This is a genomic window from Gordonibacter sp. 28C (genome assembly GCF_003339845.1).
Taxonomy (GTDB): domain Bacteria; phylum Actinomycetota; class Coriobacteriia; order Coriobacteriales; family Eggerthellaceae; genus Gordonibacter.
Map to the genome: position 1 here is coordinate 68713 of NZ_PPTR01000007.1, position 24223 is coordinate 92935.

The following is a 24223-nucleotide window of genomic DNA, read 5'->3' on the forward strand; positions in this document are numbered from 1 at the left end:
CCAAGAAGCCGACCGAAGCGCGCGGGCCGAACGGCACCCAAACAGGCAAACCGCCGCGCACGGCACGAAAATCACCGATTCTCTGCATCCGAAAGCCCCCTTGGGCAGACCCTTCCATCTTCGGATCAACGCGACCTGCGAAAACGTATCCGACGGGTGGACGGCGCATGGCGAGGGGACTCCTCGCCAGCCCTCAGAGGCAGAGAATCGGTGATTTTCGTGCCAAGAAGGCCGCCCTCGGTGCCGCGGCGACGAGCCTCGTAATGGCTTTGCTACCGGGCCTTCACGGTTTGGAGGACGGCGGCCGGGGCGGGGTATCGTGAGCCGCAGCGGGCGCATCGCGACGCATGCGCTCGCTATCGCCGTCCCGTCTCGAAAGGAAGCGCCCCATGAGCCCTCGCACCGATCCGCCGTCCGCAGCCGCGCCGCGCCGCGAGGCGCCCGCTTGGCACGCAAAGCCCGCCGACGTCGTGCTCGCGGCCCTCGACTCCACGCCGGACGGCATCTCGGCCGAGGAGGCGCGTCGACGCCTTGCCGAGGACGGCCCCAACGAGCTTGCGTCGAAGCCTCCCAAAACGTTCGGCGCCATGGTGCGCGAGCAGCTGGGCGACCCCATGGTGCTCATCCTGGTGGTGGCGGCCGCGCTCTCCGCGCTTCTGCAGGAATGGGCGGAGGCCGGCATCATCTTCGCCATCGTGGTGGTGAACGCCGCCATCGGCATCGTGCAGGAGAGCCGCGCCCAGTCGTCGCTCGAGGCGCTGCGCTCGCTCTCGGCGCCCTCGGCGCGCGTCGTGCGCGACGGCGTGGAAGAGGTCGTTCCCGCGCGCGATTTGGCGGTCGGCGACGTGGTGCTGCTGGACGACGGCAGCATGGTGCCCGCCGACCTGAGGCTGCTGGACACGGCCAGCCTGCGCATGCAGGAGGCGTCCCTCACCGGAGAGTCCGTCCCCTCGGAGAAGGACGCCGCCGCGCACGTGGCTCCCGGTGCGCCGCTGGGCGACCGCGCCACCATGGCCTTCGCCACGTCCATCGTCACGGGCGGGCGCGCCCGGGGCGCGGTGGTGGCGACGGGCATGGGAACCGAGGTCGGGCAGATCGCGGGGCTCCTGGAAGGCGACGAGGAGCTGGACACCCCGCTCAAGCGCAAGCTCGCCTCGTTCGGCAAGCTGCTCACCATCGCGGGCGTGGCGGCGGCGCTGGCCGTGGTGGCCATCGGCCTGGCCTACGGCCGGCCGTTCGTGCCCTTGCTGCTGCTGGCCGTGTCGCTGGCCATCTCGGTCATACCCGAGAGCCTGCCCGCCACCGCCACCATCGTCATGGCTTTGGGCGTGCAGCGCATGGCCAAGCACCAGGCGCTCGTGAGGCGCCTGCCGGCCGTGGAGACGCTGGGCGGGGCGACCGTCGTCTGCACGGACAAGACCGGAACCCTCACCGAGAACCGCATGAGCGTCGTGCGCGTGGCGCTAGGCCCCGACCTGGACCGGGGCGCGCCGCTCGACCCCGTCGCGGCGCTCGAGGCGCACCCGGCGCTTTTCGGCGACCTGGCGTTCGTGGCGGCGCTCTGCAACGATGCGAGCTTCGCCGCCGGACAGGACGAAAAAGGGCCGCGCGTGGACGAATGCGGCTACCCGCTCGACGCGGGCGGAGGGGCGGACGGAGGCGCCCGCGACGATGCGGAAGGCGGCGGGGCGGGCTCCGCCGATCCGGACGCCGTGATCGGCGACCCCACCGAGGGCGCCCTGCTCGTGCTGGCGCGCGACATCGGCGTTGAGCCCGCGGCCCTGCGCGCGGCGTACCCGCGCCTGGCCGAGCGGCCCTTCGACTCCGACCGCAAGCGCATGTCCACCGTGCACGAGCGCGACGGCCAGGTCGTGGCGCTCGTGAAGGGCGCGCTCGACGGGCTGCTGCCCCGCTGCGCCTTCGTCATGGACGACGGCGGGCCGCGCCCGATGACCGACGAGGACCGCGCCCGGGCGCTCGATGCGGCGCAGAAGCTCTCCGACGAGGCCCTGCGCGTGCTGGCGTTCGCCACGCGCGCGCTGCCCGCCGTGCCGGGCGACGGGGAGGACATCGAGCGCGAGCTCGTGCTGGTGGGGCTCGTGGGCATGATGGACCCGCCGCGCCCGGACGTGCGCGCGGCCGTGGACACGTGCCGCACGGCCGGCGTGCGCACGGTCATGATCACGGGCGACCATGCCGCGACGGCTCGCGCCATCGGAGCGGAACTGGACATCTACCGCCCCGGCGACCTCGTTGTCACGGGCGAGGAGCTGGAGGACATGGACGACGCGGCGTTGGACGAGGCCGCGCGCCGCGCGAGCGTGTTCGCGCGCGTCTCGCCCTACCACAAGCTGCGCATCGTGCGCGCCCTCAAGCGCGACGGCGAGGTCACGGCCATGACGGGCGACGGCGTGAACGACGCGCCCGCGCTCAAGGCAGCCGACATCGGCGTGGCCATGGGAATCACGGGCACCGACGTTGCGAAGGACGCCGCCGACATGGTGCTTCTGGACGACCGCTTCACCACCATCGTGTACGCCGTGAAGGAGGGGCGGCGCGTGCACCGCAACATCCAGAAGGTCGTGCAGTTCCTCGTGGCCGACAACCTGGCCGAGATCGTGGTGCTGCTGGCGGCCGTGGCGCTGAACTGGAACGCGCCGCTTTCGGCCGTCATGATACTGTGGGTGAACCTGGCCACGGCCACGCTGCCGGCGCTCGCGCTGGGCGTGGAGCCCGCGAGCCGCCACATCATGGAGCATCCTCCCCTGCGCGCGGGCACGCTGCTGGATGGGCCCCTCGCGCGCCGCGTGGTGTTCCAAGGGCTGTTCGTGGCGGGCTTCGCCCTGTTCGCGTTCGTCGTGGGGCGCGATGCAGGCGGTGACGCGCTCGGACGCACCATGGCGTTCGGCGTGCTGGCCTTCTCGCAGGTTCTGCGCGCCGTGAACCAGCGCTCGACCACCGACCCCGTATGGGACCGCGAGGGCGGCCGGAACCCGTGGCTCGGATGGGCCGTGGCCGCCAGCACGGCGCTCGTGCTCGTCGTGCTGCTCGTCCCGCCCGTGCGCGACGCGTTCGGCGGGGCGGCCATGGACGCGTGGCAATGGGCGGCCGTGCTGGGCCTGGCGGCGCTCTCGCTCGTGCAGACCGAGGCGGCGAAGGCCGTCGGCCGCTGGCGGGCACGGCGCTAGGCGGGCCGACGCCGCTTTCGTAGGTGCCAAGGCGAATCGGCTCGGCGCGCCTGGGGTCGACCGCTTCGATCGAAACGCGGGGCGCCGCGTCCCGCGGGGGCGGCGGCGTGGAGAGTTTGCGCGGCCGCACCTCGCGTCGACGCGCGCCGTCCGGCGAAGAGCTATTATCGTTTCACCGATGAATTAATTGACGAGGAGCACCGTGCACGCCGCAGAAGCCGCATTCGACGAAGGGGACCTCAAGCTCGACTCGACGTTCTTCGTCGCGTTCGACCTCACCCACCGCGCGCTCAAGAGCGGTCTGGCGGCCGCGAGCCCCCTCAACGTGACGCAGTACCGCACGCTGGTGAAGCTGCTGGCCGCCGGCGAGCGCGGCGTGGCGCAGTCGGACCTCGGGGCGATGCTCGACCTCAAGCCCAACGTTGTCACGCAGGCCGTGAACGCGCTCGCGTCCGCCGGGTTCGCCCAGCGCAGGCGCGCCGAGGGAAGCGACGGGCGCGTGCGCACCGCGTGCGTCACCGAGGCGGGGGCGAGTCACGTGGCCCGGGTGAACGCCTCCATCGTCGAGCGGCTGTACGCCCTGTTCCCCACCGAAGACGCCGCATATCGCAGCATCTTGGAGGCATCCATCGCCGCCGGAGCCGGCATCGAACCGGAGCCGTCCGAGGGAGCATCCGGCCGCTACGCCGCCTCGCGCGCCCTCGTGTCGCTGGAGCTGGTGAAGCATGCGATGGAAGAGGCGCTGCGCGCCACGTGCGGCGCCTCGCTCAACGAGTGCCGCGTGCTGCAGCGCCTCGACGAGGTGGGCGAGCCGCTGCGCATCGGCGACATCGCGAGCCAGCTGCAGATGACGTCCGTGGCCGTGGCGCGCGCGGTGGACCGGCTCGCCGAACGCGGATGGGTCGTGCGCCTGGCCAGCCCGAGCGACCGCAAGGCCGTGTTCGCAGCCGCCACTGCGCAGGGCGAGCGCAAGCAGAGGGCCGTCGCCCGCACCGTCGACACCCTCGCGCGCACGCAGCTGTGGAGCCGGCTCGACGACGGGCAGCGCCGCGCCCTGGCCCGCGCCTGGCGCGTCGTCATCGCCGACGTCCAAGCGCGCAAGGAGGCCGAGCGCAAAGCGGCGCTCGGCCAGCTGCATCCCCTCGCGTAAAGGCCGCGTTCGAGCGCGCCGCGCGGACCAAGGCAATCCTCTCGGGTCCCCCGGAGGGGGACATCGGTGATTTTCGTGCATCGAGCGCCTCCCGCGCTCGCAGCGGGGAGGGCCTTCGCCCTCCCCGCTGCGAGCGTCAGCTACCGAGCTTGTTTTTCGCCAATACGTTCGCACCGCCTTCCCTTTTACCGCCATTGGCGGTAAAATAATGGCGGTAAAGCGCTTGAAAGGAGCACCATGCCTTACAAACCGCCCTTTGAACCCACTGACCAGATAGTGGAAACGGCGCTGGAAATCGCCGAGATGGTAGGGCGGCTCACCCCTGATTCCGAGCTGTCCGCCTCGCCAACCCTTCACCGCAAGCTGCGCATCCGGACTATCCACTCGTCTCTTGCCATCGAGCAGAACACGCTCACGATGGACCAAGTGACCGGCATCTTGAACGGCGATCGCGTTCTGGGCCCTCCCGATGAGATCAGGGAGGTTCAGAACGCCAAGCGCGCCTACGACCTACTGCGCGAGCTGAACCCTTTCGATAGAGGCGACCTTCTTCGAGCCCACGGAGTCATGATGGACGGGCTGCGCAAAGACGCCGGAATGTTCCGCACGAAAAACGCGGGCGTCTACGACGGAGATCGCCTGATCCACGCCGGCACCCCTGCCGGCTACGTTCCCGAGGTTACTGCCGAACTGTTCGAATGGATGCGCACCACAAACATGCACCCGCTTGTCGCGTCGTGCGTGTTCCATTATGAGTTCGAGTTCATCCACCCCTTCTCGGACGGCAACGGCCGTGTGGGAAGGCTTTGGCACACGCTTTTGCTGTCGCGATGGCGCGAGATGCTGGCATGGTTGCCAGTGGAGAGCATGATCCGCGAACGCCAAGGCGGCTACTACGCCGCTTTGAACGAATCGAACTCCGCGGGTTCGTCGACCGCCTTCGTCGCGTTCATGCTTGCGGCCATTCGCGATGCGATGCGACCGTTTTGCACGCGAAAAAGCGAAAAAGACCTGTTCGAGGATCGCGTCCTGAATTTCATGGCAGCAAACCCCTTTTGCACGGTCGCCGAAGTCGCCGAAGCCGTCGGATCAGCGATGCGCACGACGGAGCGAACCATCGCCGCGCTCAAGAAAGACAAGCGCGTCCGGCGCGTTGGAAGCCCGCGCGCCGGACGTTGGGAGATACTCTAGGAAAAGCGGTTCCCCTACGCGCGAGCCCTCTTCGCCAGCGCGTTCGCGCCGAACATGATGGCCAGGTTCACAACCACGTCGGCGGCGAACCATGCGCCCACGACGCCCACGTCGACGGTTGCGGCGTTGAGGGCCGCGAACGTTCCCGCGGTGAGCACCATGACCACGAGCCCGCACGCGAAAGCCGCGATCACCAGGTTCCATCCGGCGCGCTTGTCGTCGCGCGCCCGCGCGAAGCACGCGCACACGGTCATCGAAGCCGCGCCCAGAAGCGTTCCGAGGAACGCCGCGAACCCGACGAGGGCCAACGCCAAAACCGGCGCGGACGGCATCTTCGAGCTCATAGAGCCCACCTGCACGGCCGACAGTATGCCGCTTGCCACCACGAGCAGGCACAGAAGCGCCGCGAGCGCCGTCGCCCACCCCCACAGAAACGCCGTCGCAGGGCGCCCCGGCCCCGCCGAGCCGCGCGCGCACAAAAGCCCGTAGAGCGCCGGCCCCGCCGTGGACACCGCGAGCGCGAGCCCCGCCGCGAACATGAACGCAACGAACGCCGACCCCGTGAGAATCGAGCACACCACGTCCAGGATGGGCACGTCGGCCGCCGAGATGTAGTCGTAGGACAGGGTGCCGGTCAGGTCCATCACCGCCAGGCCGACGCGTCCGACCACCGCCACCGCGGCTGCGATGCAGAACAGCATCGCGAACGGGCGGGCCATGCTCTTCATCTGCTCTTTCATGAGTCCTCCTCCCGCCTACTCGTCCGCTTCTTGCAGTTCGTTCCGCACCGCGAACGTGCCGCACAGGTACCCGCCGCAGAACGCCAGGCTCACGTCGCCCAAGAGCGAGCCCAAGATGGGGTCGCCGATGTAGCTGTTCTCGCCGCACGCGCCGCCGGCCGTGTGCCAGCCCGCGTACAGGCCGGGGATGGGGGTGCCCTTCGTCGACACCACCTGCATCCGGTCGTTGATGAGCAGCCCGGCCTTCGTGCCGTACAGGTTGCCGCCGATGCGGCAGCCGTAGAACGGCGGGTCCTTGATGGCGTGCAGCCACGCGGGGGGCATGGGGTACATGAAGTCGTCCTCGCCCTTCTCGCAGCACGCGTTCCACTTCTCCACGGCCTCCACGAGCACGCCCTCCTCGAACCCCAGGTCGCGTTCCAGCTCCTCCAGCGTGTCGCGCCTCTTCAGCACGTCGGCCCCGATGGCGTCCTCGACGCCGTGGTGCCAGTCGCGGTAATGCTCGGGCACCTTGTCGATCTGCTCGAGGTCGGGCGTGATGAGCTTGCGGCAGTGCTCTTGAGCGAAGCCCGCCAGATGGTCCTCGTAGTGCGCGTCGAAGACGATGTAGGAGCGGTGCCCCGGCGGGGTCATCTGGATGGTGGCCAGATCGCCCAGCGCGTAGATGGCGTTCGCGCCGTCCTCGCCCACGCGGCTGTCCATGTAGCGCAGGCGGTTGCCGCAGCGGTCGACGGTGAACCACGGCTGGCGCGACAGCTGCGTCATGCCGTCGTAGAGGAAGCGCGCCCACTGGCCGCCCTCGGCCTCCCAGTCCACGCCGCCGTCGAAGCTCGCCGAGCTGTTGAAGCCCGACACGTCGGCGTTCACGCCCAGGCCCATGCGGAAGCACTCGCCCGTCTCGCCCGCCGTGAGGTAGCTCGAGGCGCAGCCCATGGCCGCCGTGGGGATGTAGCGCTGCAGCAGCGCCTTGTTGTTGCAGAACCCGCCCGCCGTGAGGATGACGCCGCGCGAGGCGTGGATGTACCTCTCGTCCCCGTACCCCTCGCGCACCACCACGCCCACCACGCGGCCGTCGCCGTCCTGCACGAGCGCCTGGGCCGGGCTCTGGAAGCGGTAGTCCACCCCGTGCCTCTGGCCGAAGCTGAACATGGCGTCCGTGGCGTCCTTCATCTTCAATACGTGGTGGTCGAGCGTCGAGTTCTTCGGCGCCACGTACACCGGCACCTCGCCGAGGCGCCATTGCACCCCGCAGTCGGCCATCCAGTCGATGCAGTGGCCGCCCTCCTCGGCGATGAGGTTGATGAGGCGAGGGTCGCATGCGTAGTGGTACTCGTCGATGGCCCAGTCGGCCAGCTTCTTGGCGTCGAAGGGATAGCTGGGGAAGGCGAAGCGCTTCGATTCCTGCAGCTTCGAGCCGCCCAGGATCGCGCACATGCCGGCCTCCTGCGCGTTGCCGCCGTGCAGGCCCATGGCCTCCACGCAGATGACGTCGGCGCCCAGCTCGGCCGCCCGCGCCGCCGCGTTCAGCCCGCCGCCGCCCGCGCCCACCACGCAGATCTCGCACTCGTAGTCCCACGACGCCGGCACCGCGCGGGGCGGGATGGGCGACGCGTCGTCGGCCGGGAAGGCCGCGCCGTTGTGCTCGCGGTAGGTGCCGTCCGCGCTCGACGCGTTCGCGTCCGCGCTCGCGGGCACCGCCGCCTCCGCGGATCCGTCGGCGGCCCAATCGCCTATCGCGCCCTCCTGCACGGCCCATGCCGCTCCCGGCACCGCCGCCGCGGCGGCGGTGCCGCCCACGACGACGGCGGCGCGCGTCAGAAAGTCGCGGCGCGAAAGGCCGCGTGCGGCCCGGTCCTTGTTCTCGCTCATCTCGCTTCCCCTCCCTCGCCCGTCGCGGAGGCCGCCGCGGCGGCCTCCGCCTGCGCGAGCGCGTCGTCTACCGCCTGCTTGACGCCTGCGGTGGTGATGGTCGCGCCGCTCACGGCGTCGATGTCAGATCCCTGCGCGGCCTCGATCATGGCCGCGAACGTGCCGTCGCGCACGGCCTCGTAGCCGCCCCTGCTCTGGCTCTCGCCCTCCTGCGTCGTCTCCAGGCACGAGATGCGGTTGTCCTGCACGAGCAGCGTGACGGTGACGGAACCCTCCATCCCCTTTCCCGTGCCCGTGTACACGCCGTCGCGCAGCTCGCCTTCCGCCTTCTTCTGCGCGTCGACCGTAATCTCTTGGTCCCACGGGTCGTCCAGGCGCATCGCGAGCTGCTCGGCGCTCGCCGCGTCCTTCGACCCCGTTCCCTCGAACCCGGCGCTGCATCCCGTCAGGCCCAGGGTGAGCGCCGCCGCGCCGCACGCGACGGCCGCTTGCTTCTTCATCGTCGTCCTCCTTCTCGCGCGTGATGGCGATTGCCCGACATGCCGGCCCCTTTACCGGGGGCTCTCCCAACCGTCGGGGACCTGGTAGTCGTGGCAGGCGTTGCAGTACATATACGACGCCCCGTGCGCGCCATGGCAGTTGCTGCAGTCGATGGCCGTGCCCTGGTGGGACGCATGCGGGTTCACGCCCTCCTCTCCGCCCCAGTCCTCCGTCGAAGCCGCCACCTCGTCGAAGTCGTGGCAGCCCGCCCGCGCGCACATCTTCGCGTCGGCCCTCGCGCCCACCGTGGCCAGGTTGCCCTCCGCATCGACGGAGAAGTCGCCGCTCACCCACGACAGCCCTTCCGCCACCTGCTCCGACAGCTTCGCCTCGTGGCACTCCAGGCAGGTCGTGCCCGCCCGCTCGTGCGCGTTCGCCATGAGCGCGCCGTCGTGGTAGTAGCCCTCCACGTAGTTGTCCATGGGCTCGTGGCAGATCGCGTTGCAGAAGCTCGGCTGCTCGTGCCACGCCCAGAACCCCGCTCCCGCGCAGACGACGACGAGAGCCGCCACGCCCACCACGATCGGCCACCGCTTCGTGCGCCTCTTTCCTTCCATGCCCTCCTCCTTTATTCACCAGTGTTTTGTTTTTGTTTCACTTGTGAATCTTATAGGCCGGAATACTAGCACGTAATCTTCATAAAATCATTGACGAAAATCCAAAAGTGTACATTGACACCCTGTCAATCGGGGGCGTATTCTGCGCTCATCGGCAAGGCGGCCGGGCGGCCCGCCCGGCGCAACCCGACGGTTGCAGGACGGATCGCCCGAAAGCCGAGGCTGCCGGACGGCGGCCGGCGGAACGGAAGGAGGCGGCGATGAGCGACCAGCGCCGCGAGGACTTCATCGAGGCCGCTCGCCAGCTGTACGAGGAGCAGGGCCTCTCGCGCACGTCGGTGCAGAGCATCACCGACCGGCTGGGCGTGACGCGCACGCTGTTCTACCACTACTTCCCCGACAAGGAAGCCGTCACCTCGGCCGTGCTGGACGCCTACGTGGCCGACTACATCGAGGCGCTCGAGTACTGGAACGAACAGCGCCGCCCCGGCAACATCGAGCATGCGCTGGAGAGCGTCGTCAAGATCCTGCGCCTGGGCGTGTTCGAGAACGACGCGTTCCGCCGCTCGCTCGCGTCCGAGGAGAACGCGGCGCTCTACCTCGAGTTCGTCAACCGCGTTGCCGATCGCGTGGCCTCGTACATGCTCGACACCACGGTGCGCGACTACGGCCGTTTGCACACCATCAAGGTGGACCACGTCTACGAGACGTTCTACATGCTGGTCTTGGGGATCGTCGGCTACGTCCGGCACCACCCCGAGGCCGACGACGAGGTGCTGAAGGACCTGATAGCCCAAACGCTGCACATTGTCCGCGGCACCGAGGTCCCGCCCGAACGCCCGCACGGGGAGGACGCGGGCAGCATCTAGGCGCATTCGAACAGCAAGACGACGAGGGACGCGAGCGCGCCCTTGGGAACGTGCGTCCTGCCGTCGGAGAAGGCAAACGCGGCCACAGCGTGGGAAGTGGCGAGGCAAGCTCTAGAAAGAAGGGGTAACCGACATGTTGTTCCAAGTCTACGGCGAGAACGCCCTGTACCAATGGCTCGGGTGGGCCATGGTGTTCATCGGCCTCATCCTCATCAATGAGGTGGCCCGGCGCTCGAAGGTCGGCGGCACCGTCTGCTTCATCGGCGTGCCGATAGCGCTGACGGCGTACTTCGTCGCCATCTACGCCGGCGCCGCCATGGGCGCCGACTGGGCGCTCAACAATCCCACCTACGTGCACATGAACAGCTGGTTCCACTACGCCAAGCTCTACGCCGCCACCATCGGCTGCGTCGGCTTCATGGCGCTCAAGTACAAGTGGGGCAAGATCGGCAAGTCGCACTGGTTCAAGTGCTTCCCGTTCGTCATCGTGGCCATCAACATCCTCATCGCCGTGGTGAGCGACTTCGAGAGCGCGTTCCGCGCGTTCGGCACCACCTGGGTGTCCTCCGAGGGCGTCACGCTCTACGGCGGCTGGCACAACGTGTTCAACGGCGTGGCGGGCATCATCAACATCGCCTGCATGACCGGCTGGTTCGGCATCTACGTGTCCAAGAAGAAGCAGGACATGCTCTGGCCCGACATGACGTGGGTGTTCATCATCGCCTACGACCTGTGGAACTTCTGCTACACCTACAACTGCCTGCCCACGCACTCGTTCTACTGCGGCCTGGCGCTGCTTTTGGCCCCCACCGTGGCGGCTATGCTGTGGAACAAGGGCGGCTGGATCCAGAACCGCGCGTTCACGCTGGCCATCTGGTGCATGTTCGCCCAGGTGTTCCCCGCCTTCCAGGACTACAGCGTGTTCAGCGTGCAGTCGGTGAACAACCCGAACGTGAACCTGGCAGTCTCGGTGATCGCGCTCCTGGCCAACGTGGCCGCCTTCGCCTACATCATGTACCGCGCCAGGAAGCTGAAGGTGAACCCGTACCTGAACGAGGTGTTCGTGGGAACGCGCGACTACGACCAGGCCATGGCCCGTCGCGAGGACGCCCCGGCGCTGCCGCATGACCCCAAGCCCCAGGCGGGCGACGAGGTCCCGCAGGGCGCGTAGCGATCGCCCGTCGACGGCGACCCGATGCGAGAAGGGCCGGAGTCCGCGAGGGACTCCGGCCCTTCCGCGTCCCCCGGCGGAAGGGCGCGCCGCCGCCGCACGCGCACGGCGCACGAGGCGGAAAGCGACCCGCACCTGCCGCAAAGGCATCGAACCTGCTAGAATAAGGGGTTGCGCGAACACGCACTTTAACGTCGACTTCACCTCGAAGGAACCGCATGCAGAACCTTCCCCCGCTCATCACCGACCTCGCGCTCATCCTGGCCGTGGCCGCGGTCGTCACCATCGCGTGCCGGCGCCTCAAGCTGCCGCTCGTGGTGGGCTACGTGCTGGCGGGGTTCCTGGTGGGGCCGGCCATCGCATGGGTTCCCACCGTGGTGGACACGGCCAGCATCACCACGTGGTCGGACATCGGCGTCATCTTCCTCATGTTCGGCCTGGGGCTGGAGTTCAGCGTGCTGAAGCTCACCACCGTGGGGCGGCCCGCCGTGGTGACCGCCGCCACGGAGATGTCGCTCATGATAGCCCTCGGGCTGCTGGTGGGCACGCTTCTGGGCTGGCCGTTCGTCATGAGCCTGTTCTTGGGCGGGATGCTGGCCATCTCCTCGTCGTCCATCATCGTGAAGACGTTCACCGATTTGGGGATCAAGGGCCAGGGCTTCACCGAGCTCGTGTTCGGCGTGCTCGTCATCGAGGACATCGCGGCGGTGTTCCTGCTGGCGGTGCTCTCCACGGCCGGTGCCGGCGCGGGCGCCGAGGCGGCGGACGTGGTGCTCAAGATCGGCCGCATGGCCCTCTACCTCATCGTGTGGTTCGCGCTCAGCGTCATCGTGGTGCCGAGCGCCCTCAAGCGCATCCGCGACGCCGTGAACGACGAGATCCTGCTCGTCGCCTCCATCGCGCTGTGCTTCGGCATGGCCGCGCTGGCCGTGGGCATCGGGTTCTCCTCGGCGCTCGGCGCGTTCCTCGCGGGTTCGATCTTGGCGGGCACCGTGCAGGCCCCTCGCATCGCCGCCCTGTTCAAGCCCCTGAAAGACCTCTTCGGAGCCGTGTTCTTCGTGTCGGTGGGCATGCTGGTGGCCCCCCAGGCCGTCATCGACAACCTGGGCACGGTGGCGCTCTTGGCCGTGGTGACGGTTGTCGGGCGTTCGTTCTTCTGCTGCTTGGGCGCGCTTTTGTCAGGCCAGTCGCTCAGGACCGCGGTGAAGGCGGGGTTGAGCCTGGCGCAGATCGGCGAGTTCTCGTTCATCATCGCGGCGCTCGGCACCTCGCTCGGCGTGACGGCGGGCTTCCTCTACCCGGTGATCGTGACGGTGTCGGTGGTCACCTCGCTCGCCTCGCCTCTGCTGGTGCGCAACTCCGAGCGGGCCTACCTGCTGCTCGTGCGCCTGCTTCCCGCAAGCGCGCTCGCCTTCCTCGAGCGCCGCGAGGAGGCCGCCGAGGACGAGGGCGACGACGAGGGCGAGAACCTGTGGCGCGACTACCTGAAGCGCTGGTTCTTCAAGGCGGGGCTGGTGGTGCTGTGCGCCGCCGCCTCGGTGGAGGTGCTGGTGAAGATGGTCCCGCGCCTTCTGCGCGGCGCCGTGCCCGAGCCCTTCCTCACCGGCGCCATGGCGGCGCTCGGCATCCTGGCCACGGGACTGTTCATGGCGAACCTGTTCTACACGGGGCGCAAGAACGAGTTCGGGGCGCTGTGGATGCGCCGCCGGCGCAACCGCCCCGCGCTCGCAGCCCTCTCGGCGGCCGGCGTGGCGCTCTCGTTCTTCTCCGTGCTGGCCATCGCCTATGCGGCCGGCGCCGACAGCATCGCCTGGATGGTGCTTCTGGGCGCGGCCTGCACCGTGGCGCTCGGGCGCTCGCGCACGCTGCACTCGCTGTTCCTCAAGCTGGAGACCAGCTTCACCGGCAACCTCAAGGAGAGCGTGCTTGCCGAGCGGCGTGCGAGCCTCTCCGACGAGGACCACGCGAACTGGGTGGAGAAGCACCTGTACGTGGTGGAGGTGGAGGCCAGCCGCACGCTCAAGCTGCTGGGCGCGGAGCGCTCCACCGACGTGGTGTTCGGCATCGCGCACAACCTGGACCTCATGGCCATCGTGCGCGACGGGCGGCGCGTGGACGCCGACCGCGTCGCGCGCCTGTCGAAGGAGGAGCTGGCCCGGAGCATCAACGACCCGAACGACACGCTCGGCGTGCGCGAGGGCGACGTGCTGGCGTTTCTGGGCACCGAGGCCGAGGTGGACGCGTACCTGCAGAGCATGCTCAAAGACGGCTCTCTCGAGGAGGACGAGGCGGAAAGCTCCATGCTGGACGACTACCTGTCGCACGGCCCGGCGCGCTTCGACGTCACCTGCTTCGCGCTGGGCGTGGAGGCGGGCTCGCCCTTCGCGGGCAAGACCATCGCCTCGATCGACTTCAAAGGAACCTACGCGAGCCTGGTGGTGGCGCACGAGCACGAGGCCCTCGTGCGCATGAAGCCCTCGCGCAACACGCGCCTGTTCCCCGGCGACCGCGTGTGGCTGGTCGGCGACCCTGCCCGCGCCGCAGGCCTCATCGAGCAGGCTTGAGAACGAAGCCGGGGGTTCGGCGGCTGGCTTTCCCGCGACCGTCAGGCATCCTTCCCGTCGGCTTCGCCGTCCGCGCAGCAGGCGGCTATCGTCTCGTCGAGGCGCTTTCGGTACACCGTCTTGGCCGCGTACAGGCCGGCGCAGGCGTTGTGCGCCGTGACGTGGTCTTTCGTGACGAGCGTGGTGGTGGGCGCCTTCGTGTACTTGCAGAACAGAACGTCGTGGCCCACGCACAGCCCCATGACGACGTTGAGGTCGGTGCCGGCCTCGGCCAGAAGGCGCGCCTGCATGACGGGGTTGCAGAGCACGGGCCCCTCTTCCCCGTCGTCCAGCACGAGGTCCAGATCGCCGCGATGGTTGCTCTCCACCTTGCAGGCCACGCCGAACACCGCGAAGCCCGCCCGCTCCAGCAGGCCGCCCAGGATGCGGCTCTCGTTCAGCAGCATGGTGCACGTGGCGATGCCGATTTTCTTGGCGCCGACGAGGCGGGCGAACTCGATGGTCTCCTGCACGCGCGTGAGGTTCCCGCATTTCGAGCTCGACACCATGGCCGCCTTCATGATGCGGCGGTTCTCGGGCTCGGCGTAGCAGGCCCGCACCTCGTCGTGCAGCGCGGCCGCCGCGCCGCCGACGCACTGCGGCGGGTTCTCGCCCGTTTCGAACTCGCATGCGCGCCCCGTGCAGTCCAAGCAGGAGAAACCCTCGTTTACGTCCATCCCCGTACCGCCTTTCCTTCGTTCGACCACGGCTCGATGCGCCCGTCGCGAAACGCTTTCCGATCTTCCTGCGAAATATACCACGCTTCCGAGCGCGCAGGAACATCGCAGAAGCGACCCGAAGGCCGCCCCCTCCCTGTCATCCTGAGCGGAGCGACCGAAGGGAGCGCAGTCGAAGGATCTTCGGTTGCGCGAGGTTTTCTTTGCCGAAGATCCTTCGACTCGCTTCGCTCGCTCAGGATGACAGGGAGGGGGTATCTCGCCGCCGGAACGAGGAGGGCCCGCGAACGCGGGCCCTCCTCATCGTGCGCCTGAAAAGCTGGAACCTACTTGTCGCGGTGGTCGCCCATCTTCTCGGCCAGCGCCGCCTGGCCGGCGGCCAGGCGCGCCAACGGCACGCGGTAGGGCGAGCAGCTCACGTAGGTGAGGCCGATCTTGTGGAACGTCTTCACGGAGTCCGGGTCGCCGCCGTGCTCGCCGCACACGCCCAGCTGGATGTCCGGGTTCGTGGCGCGGCCCTTCGTGCAGCCCATCTCCACGAGCGCGGCCACGCCGGGGTCGACCGTCTCGAACGGGTTGAACGGCAGGATGCGGCGCTCGAGGTAGCGCGGGATGAACTTGGCCTCCACGTCGTCGCGGCTGAAGCCGAACGTCGTCTGCGTGAGGTCGTTCGTGCCGAAGCTGAAGAAGTCGGCCTTCGTGGCGATCTCGTCGGCGGTGACGGCGGCGCGCGGCAGCTCGATCATCGTGCCGATGGGGATGTCCAGCTCCACGCCCTCGGTCTCGCACACCTCGGCGATGACGGCCTCGCACTCGCCGCGCAGCGTCTCGAGCTCGGGCAGCACGCTCACGAGCGGGATCATGATCTCGGGCTCGGGGTTCAGGCCCTCCTTCTTCAGGCGGGCGGCAGCCGTGGCGATGGCGCGCGTCTGCATGGCGGGCAGCTCGGGGTAGAGGATGGCCAGGCGGCAGCCGCGCAGGCCCAGCATCGGGTTCGCCTCGGCCATGGCGTCCACCAGGCTCAGCAGCTGGCGCTTCTCGGCGAGCTCGGCGGCGGGGGTGCCGGCGGCCTCCAGGCGCGCGATCTCCACGTCCAGGTCGCGCGGGCTCTCCAAGAACTCGTGCAGCGGCGGATCGAGCAGGCGCACGATGACCGGCAGGCCGTCCATGGCCTTGAACATGCCGTAGAAGTCGCCCGTCTGGGCGGCCAGAAGGTCGGCCAGCGCCTTTTCGCGGATGGCCGGCTCGTCGTTCAGGATGAAGGACTGGATGATCTGCTTGCGGTCGCCCAGGAACATGTGCTCGGTGCGGCAGAGACCGATGCCCTCGGCGCCGAAGTTGCGGGACAGCTCCGCGTCCTCGGGGTTGTCGGCGTTGGCGCGCACGCCCATGGTGCGGAACTCGTCGGCCCACTCCAGGATGGTGTCCAGGTCTCCCGTGAGCTCGGGCAGCACCAGCTCCACGGCGCCCAGCACCACGGAACCCGTCGTGCCGTCGATGGATATCATGTCGCCCTCGCGGATGACGATGTCCGTGCCGGACACGGCGGCTTCCTTCTTCTCCGCGTCGATCTTCAGCGCCTCCACGCCGCAGACGCAGGGAGCGCCCATGCCGCGGGCGATGACGGCCGCGTGCGACGTCTTGCCGCCGTGCGACGTGAGGATGCCCTCGGCGGCGATCATGCCGGCGAGGTCGTCGGGGTTCGTCTCCCAGCGCACGAGCACGCACTTGCGGCCGGCCTCGGTGACGGCCACGGCGTCGGCGGCCGAGAACACGGCCTCGCCCACCGCGGCGCCGGGGCTGGCGTTCAGGCCCTTCGCCACCACGTCGTAGTCGGCGTTCTTGTCGAACTGCGGGTGCAGCAGCTGGTCGAGCTGCTCGGGGTCCACGCGCATGACGGCCTCTTCCTTGGTGATGAGGCCCTCCTTCTCCATCTCGATGGCGATGTGCAGCGCGGCGGCGGCGGTGCGCTTGCCCACGCGGGTCTGCAGCATCCAGAGCTTGCCCTGCTCGATGGTGAACTCGATGTCGCACATGTCGCGGAAGTGGTTCTCCAGCGTCACGAACACCTCTTCGAGCTCGCGACCGGCCTCTTCCAAGCCCTCGACGTGCTTGAGGTCGGCGATGGGGCTGGTGTTGCGGATGCCGGCCACCACGTCCTCGCCCTGGGCGTTCACCAGGTAGTCGCCGTAGAACTCCTTCTCGCCGTTAGCGGGGTTGCGCGTGAACGCCACGCCCGTGGCCGAGGTGTTGCCCTTGTTGCCGAACACCATGGACTGCACGTTCACGGCGGTGCCCAGGTCGTCGGCGATCTTGTTCTGCTTGCGGTACAGCGTGGCGCGGGGGTTGTTCCAGCTGCCGAACACGGCCTCGATGGCCAGCTGCAGCTGCGTGCTGGGATCCTGCGGGAACTGCACGGAGCCGTCGACCACGAGGCTCGGGTACGCGGCAGCGTCCACGTTCTCGGCGAAGATCTGCTTGAACTCGGCCACGAGCTCCTTGAGGTCGTCGGCCGAGAGGTCGGTGTCGGAGGCGGCGCCGCGCAGGTTCTTCATGGCCGTGATGGCGTTCTCGAACAGATCGCCGTCCAGGCCCATGACCACGTTGGAGAACATCTGGATGAAGCGGCGGTAGGAGTCCCAGGCGAAGCGCGGGTTCTCGGTCTGGGCGATGAGGCCGTTGATGGACTCGTCGTTCAGGCCCAGGTTCAACACCGTGTCCATCATGCCCGGCATGGACATGGGGGCGCCGGAGCGCACGGACACGAGCAGCGGGTCGGCGGCGTCGCCGATCTTCTTGCCCATGCGGGCCTCGAGGTCCTCGCGGTAGGCCTGGATGGTGTCGAGCGCGCCCTCGGGCCACGTGTTGCCCGCGTTGGCGTACTCCATGCAGGTCTGGCACGTGATGGTGAAGCCGGGAGGCACGGGGAGCCCGATGTTGGCCATTTCGGCGAGGTTGGCGCCCTTGCCGCCCAACTGCGCCTTCATGTTGGTGTTGCCCTCGGTTACGTTGTTGCCCTGTGCGTCTTTGCCGAATGCATAGACTCGTTTGACTTCTTCGGTCACCTTTTTCTCCTTAAACGCGACGTTTCAAATCGTACAGAGTACCGAACCTCGCAGGTTCGCAGGCCTAGCCCATCATATCAGCGGATGGAGGGTGGGCGCGCTCATAGTAGCGCAAAATCTCCTGAGCCGTTTCCTCAACGGCTCGATTTTCGGTGTGAACGACAATACAGCCGAGTTTGCGCATGAGCGCCCGAGCCTGCTCCAAGTCCTGGTACACGTACTCGGGGTCGGCGTAGCGCGACGCCACCACGCTGGCGTTGCCCAGGCGGCGCTGGCGGATGCCGATGAGCACCTCGGGAGTGGTCATGAGCCCGAACAGCCGCGTGCGCTCCACGTCGGCGAGCTCCTTCGGCGGATCGGTGGTGGGATCGAGCGGGATGTTCGCCACCTTGTAGCCCTGCTGCGAAAGGTAGATGGACGTGGGCGTCTTGGACGAGCGCGACACGCCCAGAAGCACGATGTCGGCCTGGGAGAGCTCCTGCGGGTTGCGGCCGTCGTCGTGGGCGATGGTGAACTCGATGGCCTCGATGCGCTTGAAGTAGTACTGGTCGGCCACGTGCAGGCCGCCGGGCTTCGTGGAGGGCCTGCGCCCCGTCATGCGCGCGATGGCCGCGATGGCGTCGGTCATGAGGTCCACCGCCACGATGTCGTCGCGAGCGGCCGCATGGGCGGCCAGCTGCCGCGCGAGCGCGCCGTCCACCAGCGTGTAGAACACGAGCATGCGGCCGTCCCCCGAGTTCTGGCGGTGGAACGCGCTGTGCTCGTCGAGGAAGTCCTCGATCTCCCCGAACGAGCGCACCTTCGGCAGCACCTCGATGGCGGGGTTCGTGACCCCAAACTGGGCGGCGGCCGCCCGGGCCACCGCCTGGGCCGTGAGGCCCACCGAGTCGCTGATCACGTGGATGGTGGGGAGGCTCCCCGGGTCGGCGTTCGGCGGGCCGTACGAGACGAGGTCGTCCATCGCCCTACTTCCCGCCCTTCGCCATCTTGCCGAAGTCGGCCACGTCGGTGAACACGCCCACGAAGCGGTTCAGCAGGCGCAGGCGGTTCGCGCGCACGGCCTCGTCCTCGTCCATGACGAGGACGTCGGCGAAGAACGCGTCGATGGGCCCGCGCAGGGCCGCCAGGGCCGCCAGGGCCGAGGCGTAGTCGTCGGAGGCGAGAGCGGCGGACGTGCTGGCCTCGACGTCGCGGACGGCGGACAGGAGCGCGCGCTCGGCCTCGCCCGCCAACGCCTCGTCCACCTCGTCGCCCAGCCGCGCGTCGCGCAGGTTGTTGGCGCGCGCGTAGGCCGTGGCCAGGTCGTCGAACGTCTCGCGCTCGTCTTTGCGGGCGGCCTCGAGGGCGCGCACCCGGGCGATGACCTCGGCCGGCTCCTCCACGCCCACCGCCAGCACCGCGTCGATGGCGTCGGGAGACGCGCCGGAATCGCGCAGCATGACCTTCGTGCGCGTGACGAAGAAGTCGGCCACCTGGGCGCGCACGTCGTCGCGGTCGAAGTCGATGCCGCCGCCCTCGTACGTGGAGAGCGACGCGTCCACGGCCTTCATGAGCGAGACGGGCAGGCCCGCCTCCAGCATGGCCACGATGCCTATGGCGCTGCGGCGCAGCGCGAAGGGGTCGGACGAGCCCGTGGGGCCCTGCCCCATGGCGAACAGGCCGCAGATGGTGTCGAGCTTGTCGGCCGTGGCCACGACCTTGCCCACGTCGGACGCGGGCGGCTCGTCGCCGGAGAAGCGCGGGCGGTAGTGGTCGGCGATGGCCCGGGCAACCTGCTCGCTCTCGCCAGCCGCCTCGGCGTAGTACGAGCCCATGACGCCCTGCACGCTGGTGAACTCCACCACGGCGTTCGTCACGAGATCGGCCTTGGCCAGATACGCCGCGCGCACGGCGTCGGCGGCGTCCGCCGCGCCCAGCCCCGCGTCGGCGGCCAGGTGCTCGGCCAGCGCCACGATGCGGTCGGTCTTGGCCTTCATGGTGCCGAGCGCCTCTTGGAACACCACCTCGTCCAAGCGGTCGACGTAGGTCTCCAGCGGGTGCTTCAGGTCCTCCTCGTAGAAGAACTTCGCGTCGGACAGGCGGGCGCGCACGACGCGCTCGTTGCCGCCCGTGATGGTGTCGGCATGCGCCGGGTCGCCGTTCGTCACGACGATGAACTTGTTCGTGAGCTTGCCCTCGCCGTCGTACAGCGGGAAATAGCGCTGGTGCATGAGCATGGCGTCCACGATGATCTCCTCGGGCACGCGGAGGAACTCCTCGTCGAACGTGCCCACGAGCACCGTGGGGTACTCGGCCAGGTTCACGACCTCCAGAAGCGTCTTCTCGGGCAGCTCGGCGCGGTAGCCCGTCTGGGCCTCCGCCTGCGCGACGCCCTCGCGGATACGCTGCTCGCGCGCCTGCTCGCTCGTCACGACGCACGCGCTCTCCACCACGCCCAGCAGGTCGGCCGCGCGGGCCACCTCGTGCGGGCCGGGGGCCAGGAAACGATGGCCGCACGTGAGCTTGCCCGCGGTGAGCCCTGCGAACTCCACGGGGATCACGCGCTCGTCGAGCAGGGCCACGAGCCAGCGGACCGGCCGCGAGAAGTACTCGCTGCGCGTGCCCCAACGGCACGACTTCGGCCACGATATGCCCGTGATCACGCCCTCCAGCACGCCGGGCAGGAGCTCGGCCACATCGCGGGCAGGCACGCTGCGCGTTGCGAACACGTACTCCGCGCCGTTCTCCTCGCGGCGCTCGAGCGCGTCCACGTCGAGCCCCTTGCCGCGCGCGAAGCCGATGGCGGCCTTCGTGGGGTTGCCGTCGGCGTCGAAGGCGATCTTGGCCGACGGGCCGCGGAACACCTCCTCCAGCGCTTCGGTGGCGTCGGCCACGTTCTCCACCAGCGCGATCAGGCGGCGCGGCGTGGTGTAGATGGAAACGTCGCCGTGCGGGACGCGCACGGCGTCCAGCGCCTCGGGCACGAGCTTCTCGAGCTGCTGCGTCGCCTTGTGAAGGTCGAACGCGGGGATCTCCTCGGTGCCTATCTCGAAGGCGAGCGTGTGCAGGCTGCTCATCGCGCGTCCCCCTTCCCCGCATCGCTTGCGGGCGCGGCGTCCGCGCCCTCCTCGGCGGGCTCGATGCCCACCACGTGCTCCATGTAGCTCGCGCACACCGCCTTGGCCAGCGTGCGCACGCGCAGGATGTAGGCCATGCGCTCCGTGGCCGATATCACGCCGCGGGCGTCCAAGAGGTTGAACGTATGGCAGCATTTGAGCACGCTGTCGTAGGCCGGCAACGGCAGGTTCGCCTCGAGCGTGCGCTTGCACTCGGCCTCGCGGTCGTTGAACTCTTGGAACAGGAAATCGGTGTCGGCCACTTCGAAGTTGAACTTGGAGTACTGGCGCTCGTTCTCCAAGTACACGTCGCCGTAGGTGAACGTCACGCCGTCGTCGCCGCGCGCCCATACGATGTCGAACATGGAGTCCACGCCCTGGACGAACATCGTCAGGCGCTCCAGGCCGTAGGCGATCTCCACGGGCACGGGGTTGCACTCGAAGCCGCCCACCTGCTGGAAGTAGGTGAACTGCGTGACCTCCATGCCGTCGATCCACACCTCCCAGCCGAGCCCCCAGGCGCCGAGCGTCGGGCTTTCCCAGTCGTCCTCGACGAAGCGCACGTCGTGCGCGTCGACGTCGATGCCGATGGCGCGCAAGGATCCCAGGTACAGGTCCTGGATGTTGTCGGGCGAGGGCTTCATGAGCACCTGGAACTGGAAGTAGTGCTGCGTGCGGTTGGGGTTCTCGCCGTAGCGGCCGTCGGTGGGACGGCGGCTGCCCTGGACGTAGCAGGTGCGCCACGTGTCGGGGCCGAGCGAGCGCAGCGTGGTGGCCGGTGCGTTCGTGCCGGCGCCCACCTCGTTGTCGTAGGGTTGCAGCACGACGCAGCCCGCGGACGCCCAGTAGCGCTGCAGGTTCATGATGACGTCTTGGAACGTCGGAGGCAGCGACCCTGCGGCCGCCTGCTCGTCCGCACGTGCGGCGGACTCGGTTTCGGTTGGCATGGCTCTCCTTGTCTTGTCCTCAACAGCCGCGCGCGGCGGCTCCGATCGTGGTGCGATCCCCTTTACTCCAACAGGCCGAAGTTGCTGAACGGCCAGTACACAAGCGCGGCGCGACCGGTGAGCGAGTTCTCGTCGATGGCGCCGAAGTAGCGCGAGTCGTTGGAGTTCGTGCGGTTGTCGCCCATGACCCACAGGTGCCCCTCGGGCACCGTGAACGGGTAGGACACCTCGACGCCGAGCGCCGTCTTGAGGGGCTCGGAGGGCAGGCCGCGCGTGTAGGGCTCGTCGAGCGCCACCCCGTCCACCACCACGCGGCCGTCCACGAGGTCGACGGTCTGGCCGCCCACGGCGATGCAGCGCTTGATGAGCACGCGGCCCGGGATCTCCGGGTCCTGGAACGTCACGATGTCGCCGGGCGCGGGGTCGCGCAGGTAGTAGCTGACCTTCTCGGAGAACACCATGTCGCCGGTCATGATGGTGGTTTCCATGGAGCCCGACGGGATCTCGTAGGGCTGGAACACGAAGGTGCGCAGCGCCCAGGACAGCCCGAAGATGAAGGCCACCATGACGAGCAGGCTGAGAATGGTTCTAAGCGCGCTCGATGGGCGCGGCTCGGCGTGTTGCCCAGAGTCCATGAAGGTCGTCTTGTCCTTTCCGCACGAGCGCGGAGGGGCGCCCGGATGAAGTCACGAGCGTATATGATAGCGCTTCGAGCCTAATCGCCCGGCGCGTTCGATAAACTCTTCAGAAATTCCCGATCACCGGGCGAAAGGTTCGGCTTCCGGGCCGCGGCGGGCAAACCCGCTCACTCCAGCAGGCCGAAGTCCTGAAGCGGCCAGAAGACGAGCACGCCCCGCGCCGTCACCGACGGCGCCTCGATGGCGCCGAAGTAGCGCGAGTCGTTGGAGTTCGTGCGGTTGTCGCCCATGACCCACAGGTGCCCCTCGGGCACCGTGAACGGGTAGGACACCTCGACGCCGAGCGCCGTCTTGAGGGGCTCGGAGGGCAGGCCGCGCGTGTAGGGCTCGTCGAGCGCCACCCCGTCCACCACCACGCGGCCGTCCACGAGGTCGACGGTCTGGCCGCCCACGGCGATGCAGCGCTTGATGAGCACGCGGCCCGGGATCTCCGGGTCCTGGAACGTCACGATGTCGCCGGGCGCGGGGTCGCGCAGGTAGTAGCTGACCTTCTCGGAGAACACCATGTCGCCGGTCATGATGGTGGTTTCCATGGAGCCCGACGGTATCGCGAACGCCTGGTGCACGAACGTGATCTGGAACCAGGCCAGCGCCACGACGAAAACCGCCCACCAGAGCAGGCCGACGATCCTGCGCGACGCGCTCGGGGCCCCTTCGCGTGCATGTTGGCCGTGGTCCAAGGTTTCCGCCTTTCCGCTCTTGAGGACGGGGACGCCTATTGCGACAAGTTTAGCAGAAACTCCCGGTCGGCACGCGAGAGGTCGGCGTCGTCCAAGAGGTCGGGCCTCAGGCGCGCCGTGCGCTCCAGGCTGCGCTCGCGCCGCCAGCGGGCCACGGCGCCGTGGTCGCCGGACAGCAGCACGGCGGGCACGTCCATCCCCCGGTACGTTGCCGGGCGCGTGTATTGGGGGTATTCCAACAGGCCGTCGGCGAAGCTCTCGCCCAGCGCCCCGGTGGGCGCGCCCAGCACGCCGGGCAGCTTGCGCACCACGGCGTCGATCACCACCATGGAGGCCAGCTCGCCGCTCGTGAGCACGTAGTCGCCCAGCGAGATCGTGCGGTCGGCCAGCGCGTAGGCGCGCTCGTCGATGCCCTCGTAGTGGCCGCACACGAACAGCAGCCGCTCCTCGCGCGCCAGCTCGCACGCAAGGGCGTCGTCGAAGGGCTCGCCATGGGGAGCTAGGAAGATCGTATGCGGGCGCTTGACGGGACCGGGGACGGAGGGGCTCTCCGCTCGGGCAGTCCTGGGCTCGCTCGAACAGCCCACAGGGCTGTTCGGCTCGTGCGGAATCTCGCGGAGAGCCCCTCCGTCCCCGGTCCCTCTAACCTCGTTGAAATCTTCATGACGGGGCGGCGAGACCTGTTCGGGGGCGTCTTGCCGGGAGTCGGCGCGCGAGGAGCGGCAGCTGTTCTCTTTTGTGAGAGGTTCAACCTGGGGGGTGGGGCCGGTTGTCATCCCGAGCGGAGCGGCCGCAGGGCGCGTAGTCGAAGGATCCCCCGCGGCGTCAGCGGGTAGGTTTCCGGCGATGTCCTCGTAGGCTTCGAAGATGGGCTCGCACTTCATGACGAGGCCGTCGCCTCCGCCGTAGGGGTCGTCGTCGGTGGTGCGGTGGCGGTCGTGGGTCCAGTCGCGCAGGTCGTGGGCCTTGAACGTGAGGATTCCCTTCTCCTGGGCGATGCGCATCATGGACGCGCCCATGACGGAGTCGTACATGGAGGGGAACGTGGAAAGCGTCTCGATGATCACGGTGGTAAGTCCTTTCCCAAAGGCCCGTAGGGACGATCTGCCGGCCGCCCCGGCGCTGCGCCTTTCCCGCCGAACCGCAGCGCGGCGTGCGGCGTGCGGGCCCGCGGCCCCGATTC

18 protein-coding genes are annotated in these 24223 nt (G+C 68.7%); 6 read left to right on the forward strand and 12 right to left on the reverse strand.

Features of this window, described 5'->3' with window-relative positions; all coding sequences use genetic code 11:
• The first annotated feature begins 389 nt into the window (after positions 1–389).
• The 3 genes from C1878_RS10050 to C1878_RS10060 all read left to right on the forward strand — a co-directional run bounded on the left by C1878_RS10050 (position 390) and on the right by C1878_RS10060 (position 5529).
• Positions 390–3188 carry a cation-translocating P-type ATPase gene (locus C1878_RS10050; protein ID WP_114601489.1) on the forward strand — a complete coding sequence of 933 codons (2799 nt, stop codon included), beginning with the start codon at positions 390–392 and terminating at the stop codon, positions 3186–3188.
• A 202-nt stretch (positions 3189–3390) separates the two neighbouring features.
• Positions 3391–4338 carry a MarR family winged helix-turn-helix transcriptional regulator gene (locus tag C1878_RS10055; RefSeq protein WP_114601490.1) on the forward strand — a complete coding sequence of 316 codons (948 nt, stop codon included), beginning with the start codon at positions 3391–3393 and terminating at the stop codon, positions 4336–4338.
• Between the two features lie 237 nt (positions 4339–4575).
• On the forward strand, positions 4576–5529 hold the full coding sequence (locus C1878_RS10060) for a Fic family protein (RefSeq protein ID WP_114601491.1): 954 nt from the start codon (positions 4576–4578) through the stop codon (positions 5527–5529).
• 14 nt (positions 5530–5543) lie between these two features.
• On the opposite strand, the gene C1878_RS10065 is transcribed toward C1878_RS10060, so the two are convergent.
• Genes C1878_RS10065 through C1878_RS10080 form a run of 4 tightly spaced genes read right to left on the reverse strand, consistent with a single transcriptional unit; the run spans position 5544 to position 9235 of the window.
• Complete coding sequence (locus C1878_RS10065) at positions 5544–6269, reverse strand: hypothetical protein (protein WP_114601492.1); 726 nt, start codon at positions 6267–6269, stop codon at positions 5544–5546.
• 15 nt (positions 6270–6284) lie between these two features.
• Complete coding sequence (locus C1878_RS10070; protein ID WP_114601493.1) at positions 6285–8138, reverse strand: FAD-binding protein; 1854 nt, start codon at positions 8136–8138, stop codon at positions 6285–6287.
• Complete coding sequence (locus tag C1878_RS10075; protein ID WP_114601494.1) at positions 8135–8638, reverse strand: FMN-binding protein; 504 nt, start codon at positions 8636–8638, stop codon at positions 8135–8137. Before C1878_RS10075 ends, C1878_RS10070 begins: the two co-directional genes overlap by 4 nt.
• Before the next feature lie 51 nt (positions 8639–8689).
• Positions 8690–9235 (reverse strand): cytochrome c3 family protein, encoded by a 546-nt coding sequence (locus C1878_RS10080; protein WP_114601495.1) that lies wholly within the window; start codon positions 9233–9235, stop codon positions 8690–8692.
• A gap of 260 nt (positions 9236–9495) precedes the next feature.
• On the opposite strand from C1878_RS10080, the gene C1878_RS10085 reads away from it, so the two are divergent.
• The 3 genes from C1878_RS10085 (at position 9496) to C1878_RS10095 (ending at position 13839) form a co-directional block, all read left to right on the forward strand.
• Positions 9496–10104 (forward strand): TetR/AcrR family transcriptional regulator, encoded by a 609-nt coding sequence (locus tag C1878_RS10085; RefSeq protein WP_114601496.1) that lies wholly within the window; start codon positions 9496–9498, stop codon positions 10102–10104.
• A 133-nt stretch (positions 10105–10237) separates the two neighbouring features.
• Positions 10238–11275 (forward strand): DUF5692 family protein, encoded by a 1038-nt coding sequence (locus tag C1878_RS10090; protein WP_114601497.1) that lies wholly within the window; start codon positions 10238–10240, stop codon positions 11273–11275.
• 218 nt (positions 11276–11493) lie between these two features.
• A complete protein-coding gene (locus C1878_RS10095; protein ID WP_114601498.1) occupies positions 11494–13839 on the forward strand; it encodes a cation:proton antiporter in 2346 nt (781 codons plus the stop codon).
• A gap of 41 nt (positions 13840–13880) precedes the next feature.
• Here C1878_RS10095 and C1878_RS10100 read toward each other — a convergent pair whose 3' ends face one another.
• The 8 genes from C1878_RS10100 to C1878_RS16895 all read right to left on the reverse strand — a co-directional run bounded on the left by C1878_RS10100 (position 13881) and on the right by C1878_RS16895 (position 24107).
• Positions 13881–14555: a DUF1847 domain-containing protein gene (locus C1878_RS10100; RefSeq protein ID WP_114601499.1), complete on the reverse strand. Its 675-nt coding sequence runs from the start codon at positions 14553–14555 to the stop codon at positions 13881–13883.
• A gap of 326 nt (positions 14556–14881) precedes the next feature.
• Positions 14882–17620 carry a pyruvate, phosphate dikinase gene (ppdK, locus tag C1878_RS10105; protein WP_114601500.1) on the reverse strand — a complete coding sequence of 913 codons (2739 nt, stop codon included), beginning with the start codon at positions 17618–17620 and terminating at the stop codon, positions 14882–14884.
• 64 nt (positions 17621–17684) lie between these two features.
• Positions 17685–18581: a pyruvate, water dikinase regulatory protein gene (locus C1878_RS10110; RefSeq protein WP_114601501.1), complete on the reverse strand. Its 897-nt coding sequence runs from the start codon at positions 18579–18581 to the stop codon at positions 17685–17687.
• A 4-nt stretch (positions 18582–18585) separates the two neighbouring features.
• Positions 18586–20676 (reverse strand): glycine--tRNA ligase subunit beta, encoded by a 2091-nt coding sequence (gene glyS, locus C1878_RS10115; RefSeq protein ID WP_114601502.1) that lies wholly within the window; start codon positions 20674–20676, stop codon positions 18586–18588.
• Positions 20673–21662, reverse strand: a complete 990-nt coding sequence (locus C1878_RS10120) for a glycine--tRNA ligase subunit alpha (RefSeq protein ID WP_114601503.1) — start codon at positions 21660–21662, stop codon at positions 20673–20675. The genes glyS and C1878_RS10120 overlap by 4 nt, the downstream gene beginning before the upstream one ends.
• A 62-nt stretch (positions 21663–21724) precedes the next feature.
• The gene (gene lepB / locus C1878_RS10125) at positions 21725–22297 is read right to left on the reverse strand and encodes a signal peptidase I (RefSeq protein WP_114601504.1); all 573 of its coding nucleotides are present in this window, start codon (positions 22295–22297) and stop codon (positions 21725–21727) included.
• A gap of 170 nt (positions 22298–22467) precedes the next feature.
• Positions 22468–23040, reverse strand: a complete 573-nt coding sequence (lepB, locus tag C1878_RS10130; RefSeq protein WP_114601505.1) for a signal peptidase I — start codon at positions 23038–23040, stop codon at positions 22468–22470.
• A gap of 35 nt (positions 23041–23075) precedes the next feature.
• A complete protein-coding gene (locus C1878_RS16895; RefSeq protein WP_241963697.1) occupies positions 23076–24107 on the reverse strand; it encodes a tRNA (guanine(37)-N(1))-methyltransferase in 1032 nt (343 codons plus the stop codon).
• Positions 24108–24223: the final 116 nt, after the last annotated feature.

Coding starts and splice junctions, on each gene's coding strand:
- C1878_RS10120 (WP_114601503.1), bottom strand. CDS start 21,662: ATGCCAACCGAAACCGAGTCCGCCGCACGTGCGGACGAGCAGGCGGCC.
- C1878_RS10050 (WP_114601489.1), top strand. CDS start 390: ATGAGCCCTCGCACCGATCCGCCGTCCGCAGCCGCGCCGCGCCGCGAG.
- lepB (WP_114601504.1), bottom strand. CDS start 22,297: ATGGACTCTGGGCAACACGCCGAGCCGCGCCCATCGAGCGCGCTTAGA.
- C1878_RS10085 (WP_114601496.1), top strand. CDS start 9,496: ATGAGCGACCAGCGCCGCGAGGACTTCATCGAGGCCGCTCGCCAGCTG.
- C1878_RS10110 (WP_114601501.1), bottom strand. CDS start 18,581: ATGGACGACCTCGTCTCGTACGGCCCGCCGAACGCCGACCCGGGGAGC.
- C1878_RS10080 (WP_114601495.1), bottom strand. CDS start 9,235: ATGGAAGGAAAGAGGCGCACGAAGCGGTGGCCGATCGTGGTGGGCGTG.
- C1878_RS10065 (WP_114601492.1), bottom strand. CDS start 6,269: ATGAAAGAGCAGATGAAGAGCATGGCCCGCCCGTTCGCGATGCTGTTC.
- glyS (WP_114601502.1), bottom strand. CDS start 20,676: ATGAGCAGCCTGCACACGCTCGCCTTCGAGATAGGCACCGAGGAGATC.
- C1878_RS10070 (WP_114601493.1), bottom strand. CDS start 8,138: ATGAGCGAGAACAAGGACCGGGCCGCACGCGGCCTTTCGCGCCGCGAC.
- C1878_RS10060 (WP_114601491.1), top strand. CDS start 4,576: ATGCCTTACAAACCGCCCTTTGAACCCACTGACCAGATAGTGGAAACG.
- C1878_RS10075 (WP_114601494.1), bottom strand. CDS start 8,638: ATGAAGAAGCAAGCGGCCGTCGCGTGCGGCGCGGCGGCGCTCACCCTG.
- C1878_RS10095 (WP_114601498.1), top strand. CDS start 11,494: ATGCAGAACCTTCCCCCGCTCATCACCGACCTCGCGCTCATCCTGGCC.
- C1878_RS10090 (WP_114601497.1), top strand. CDS start 10,238: ATGTTGTTCCAAGTCTACGGCGAGAACGCCCTGTACCAATGGCTCGGG.
- C1878_RS10100 (WP_114601499.1), bottom strand. CDS start 14,555: ATGGACGTAAACGAGGGTTTCTCCTGCTTGGACTGCACGGGGCGCGCA.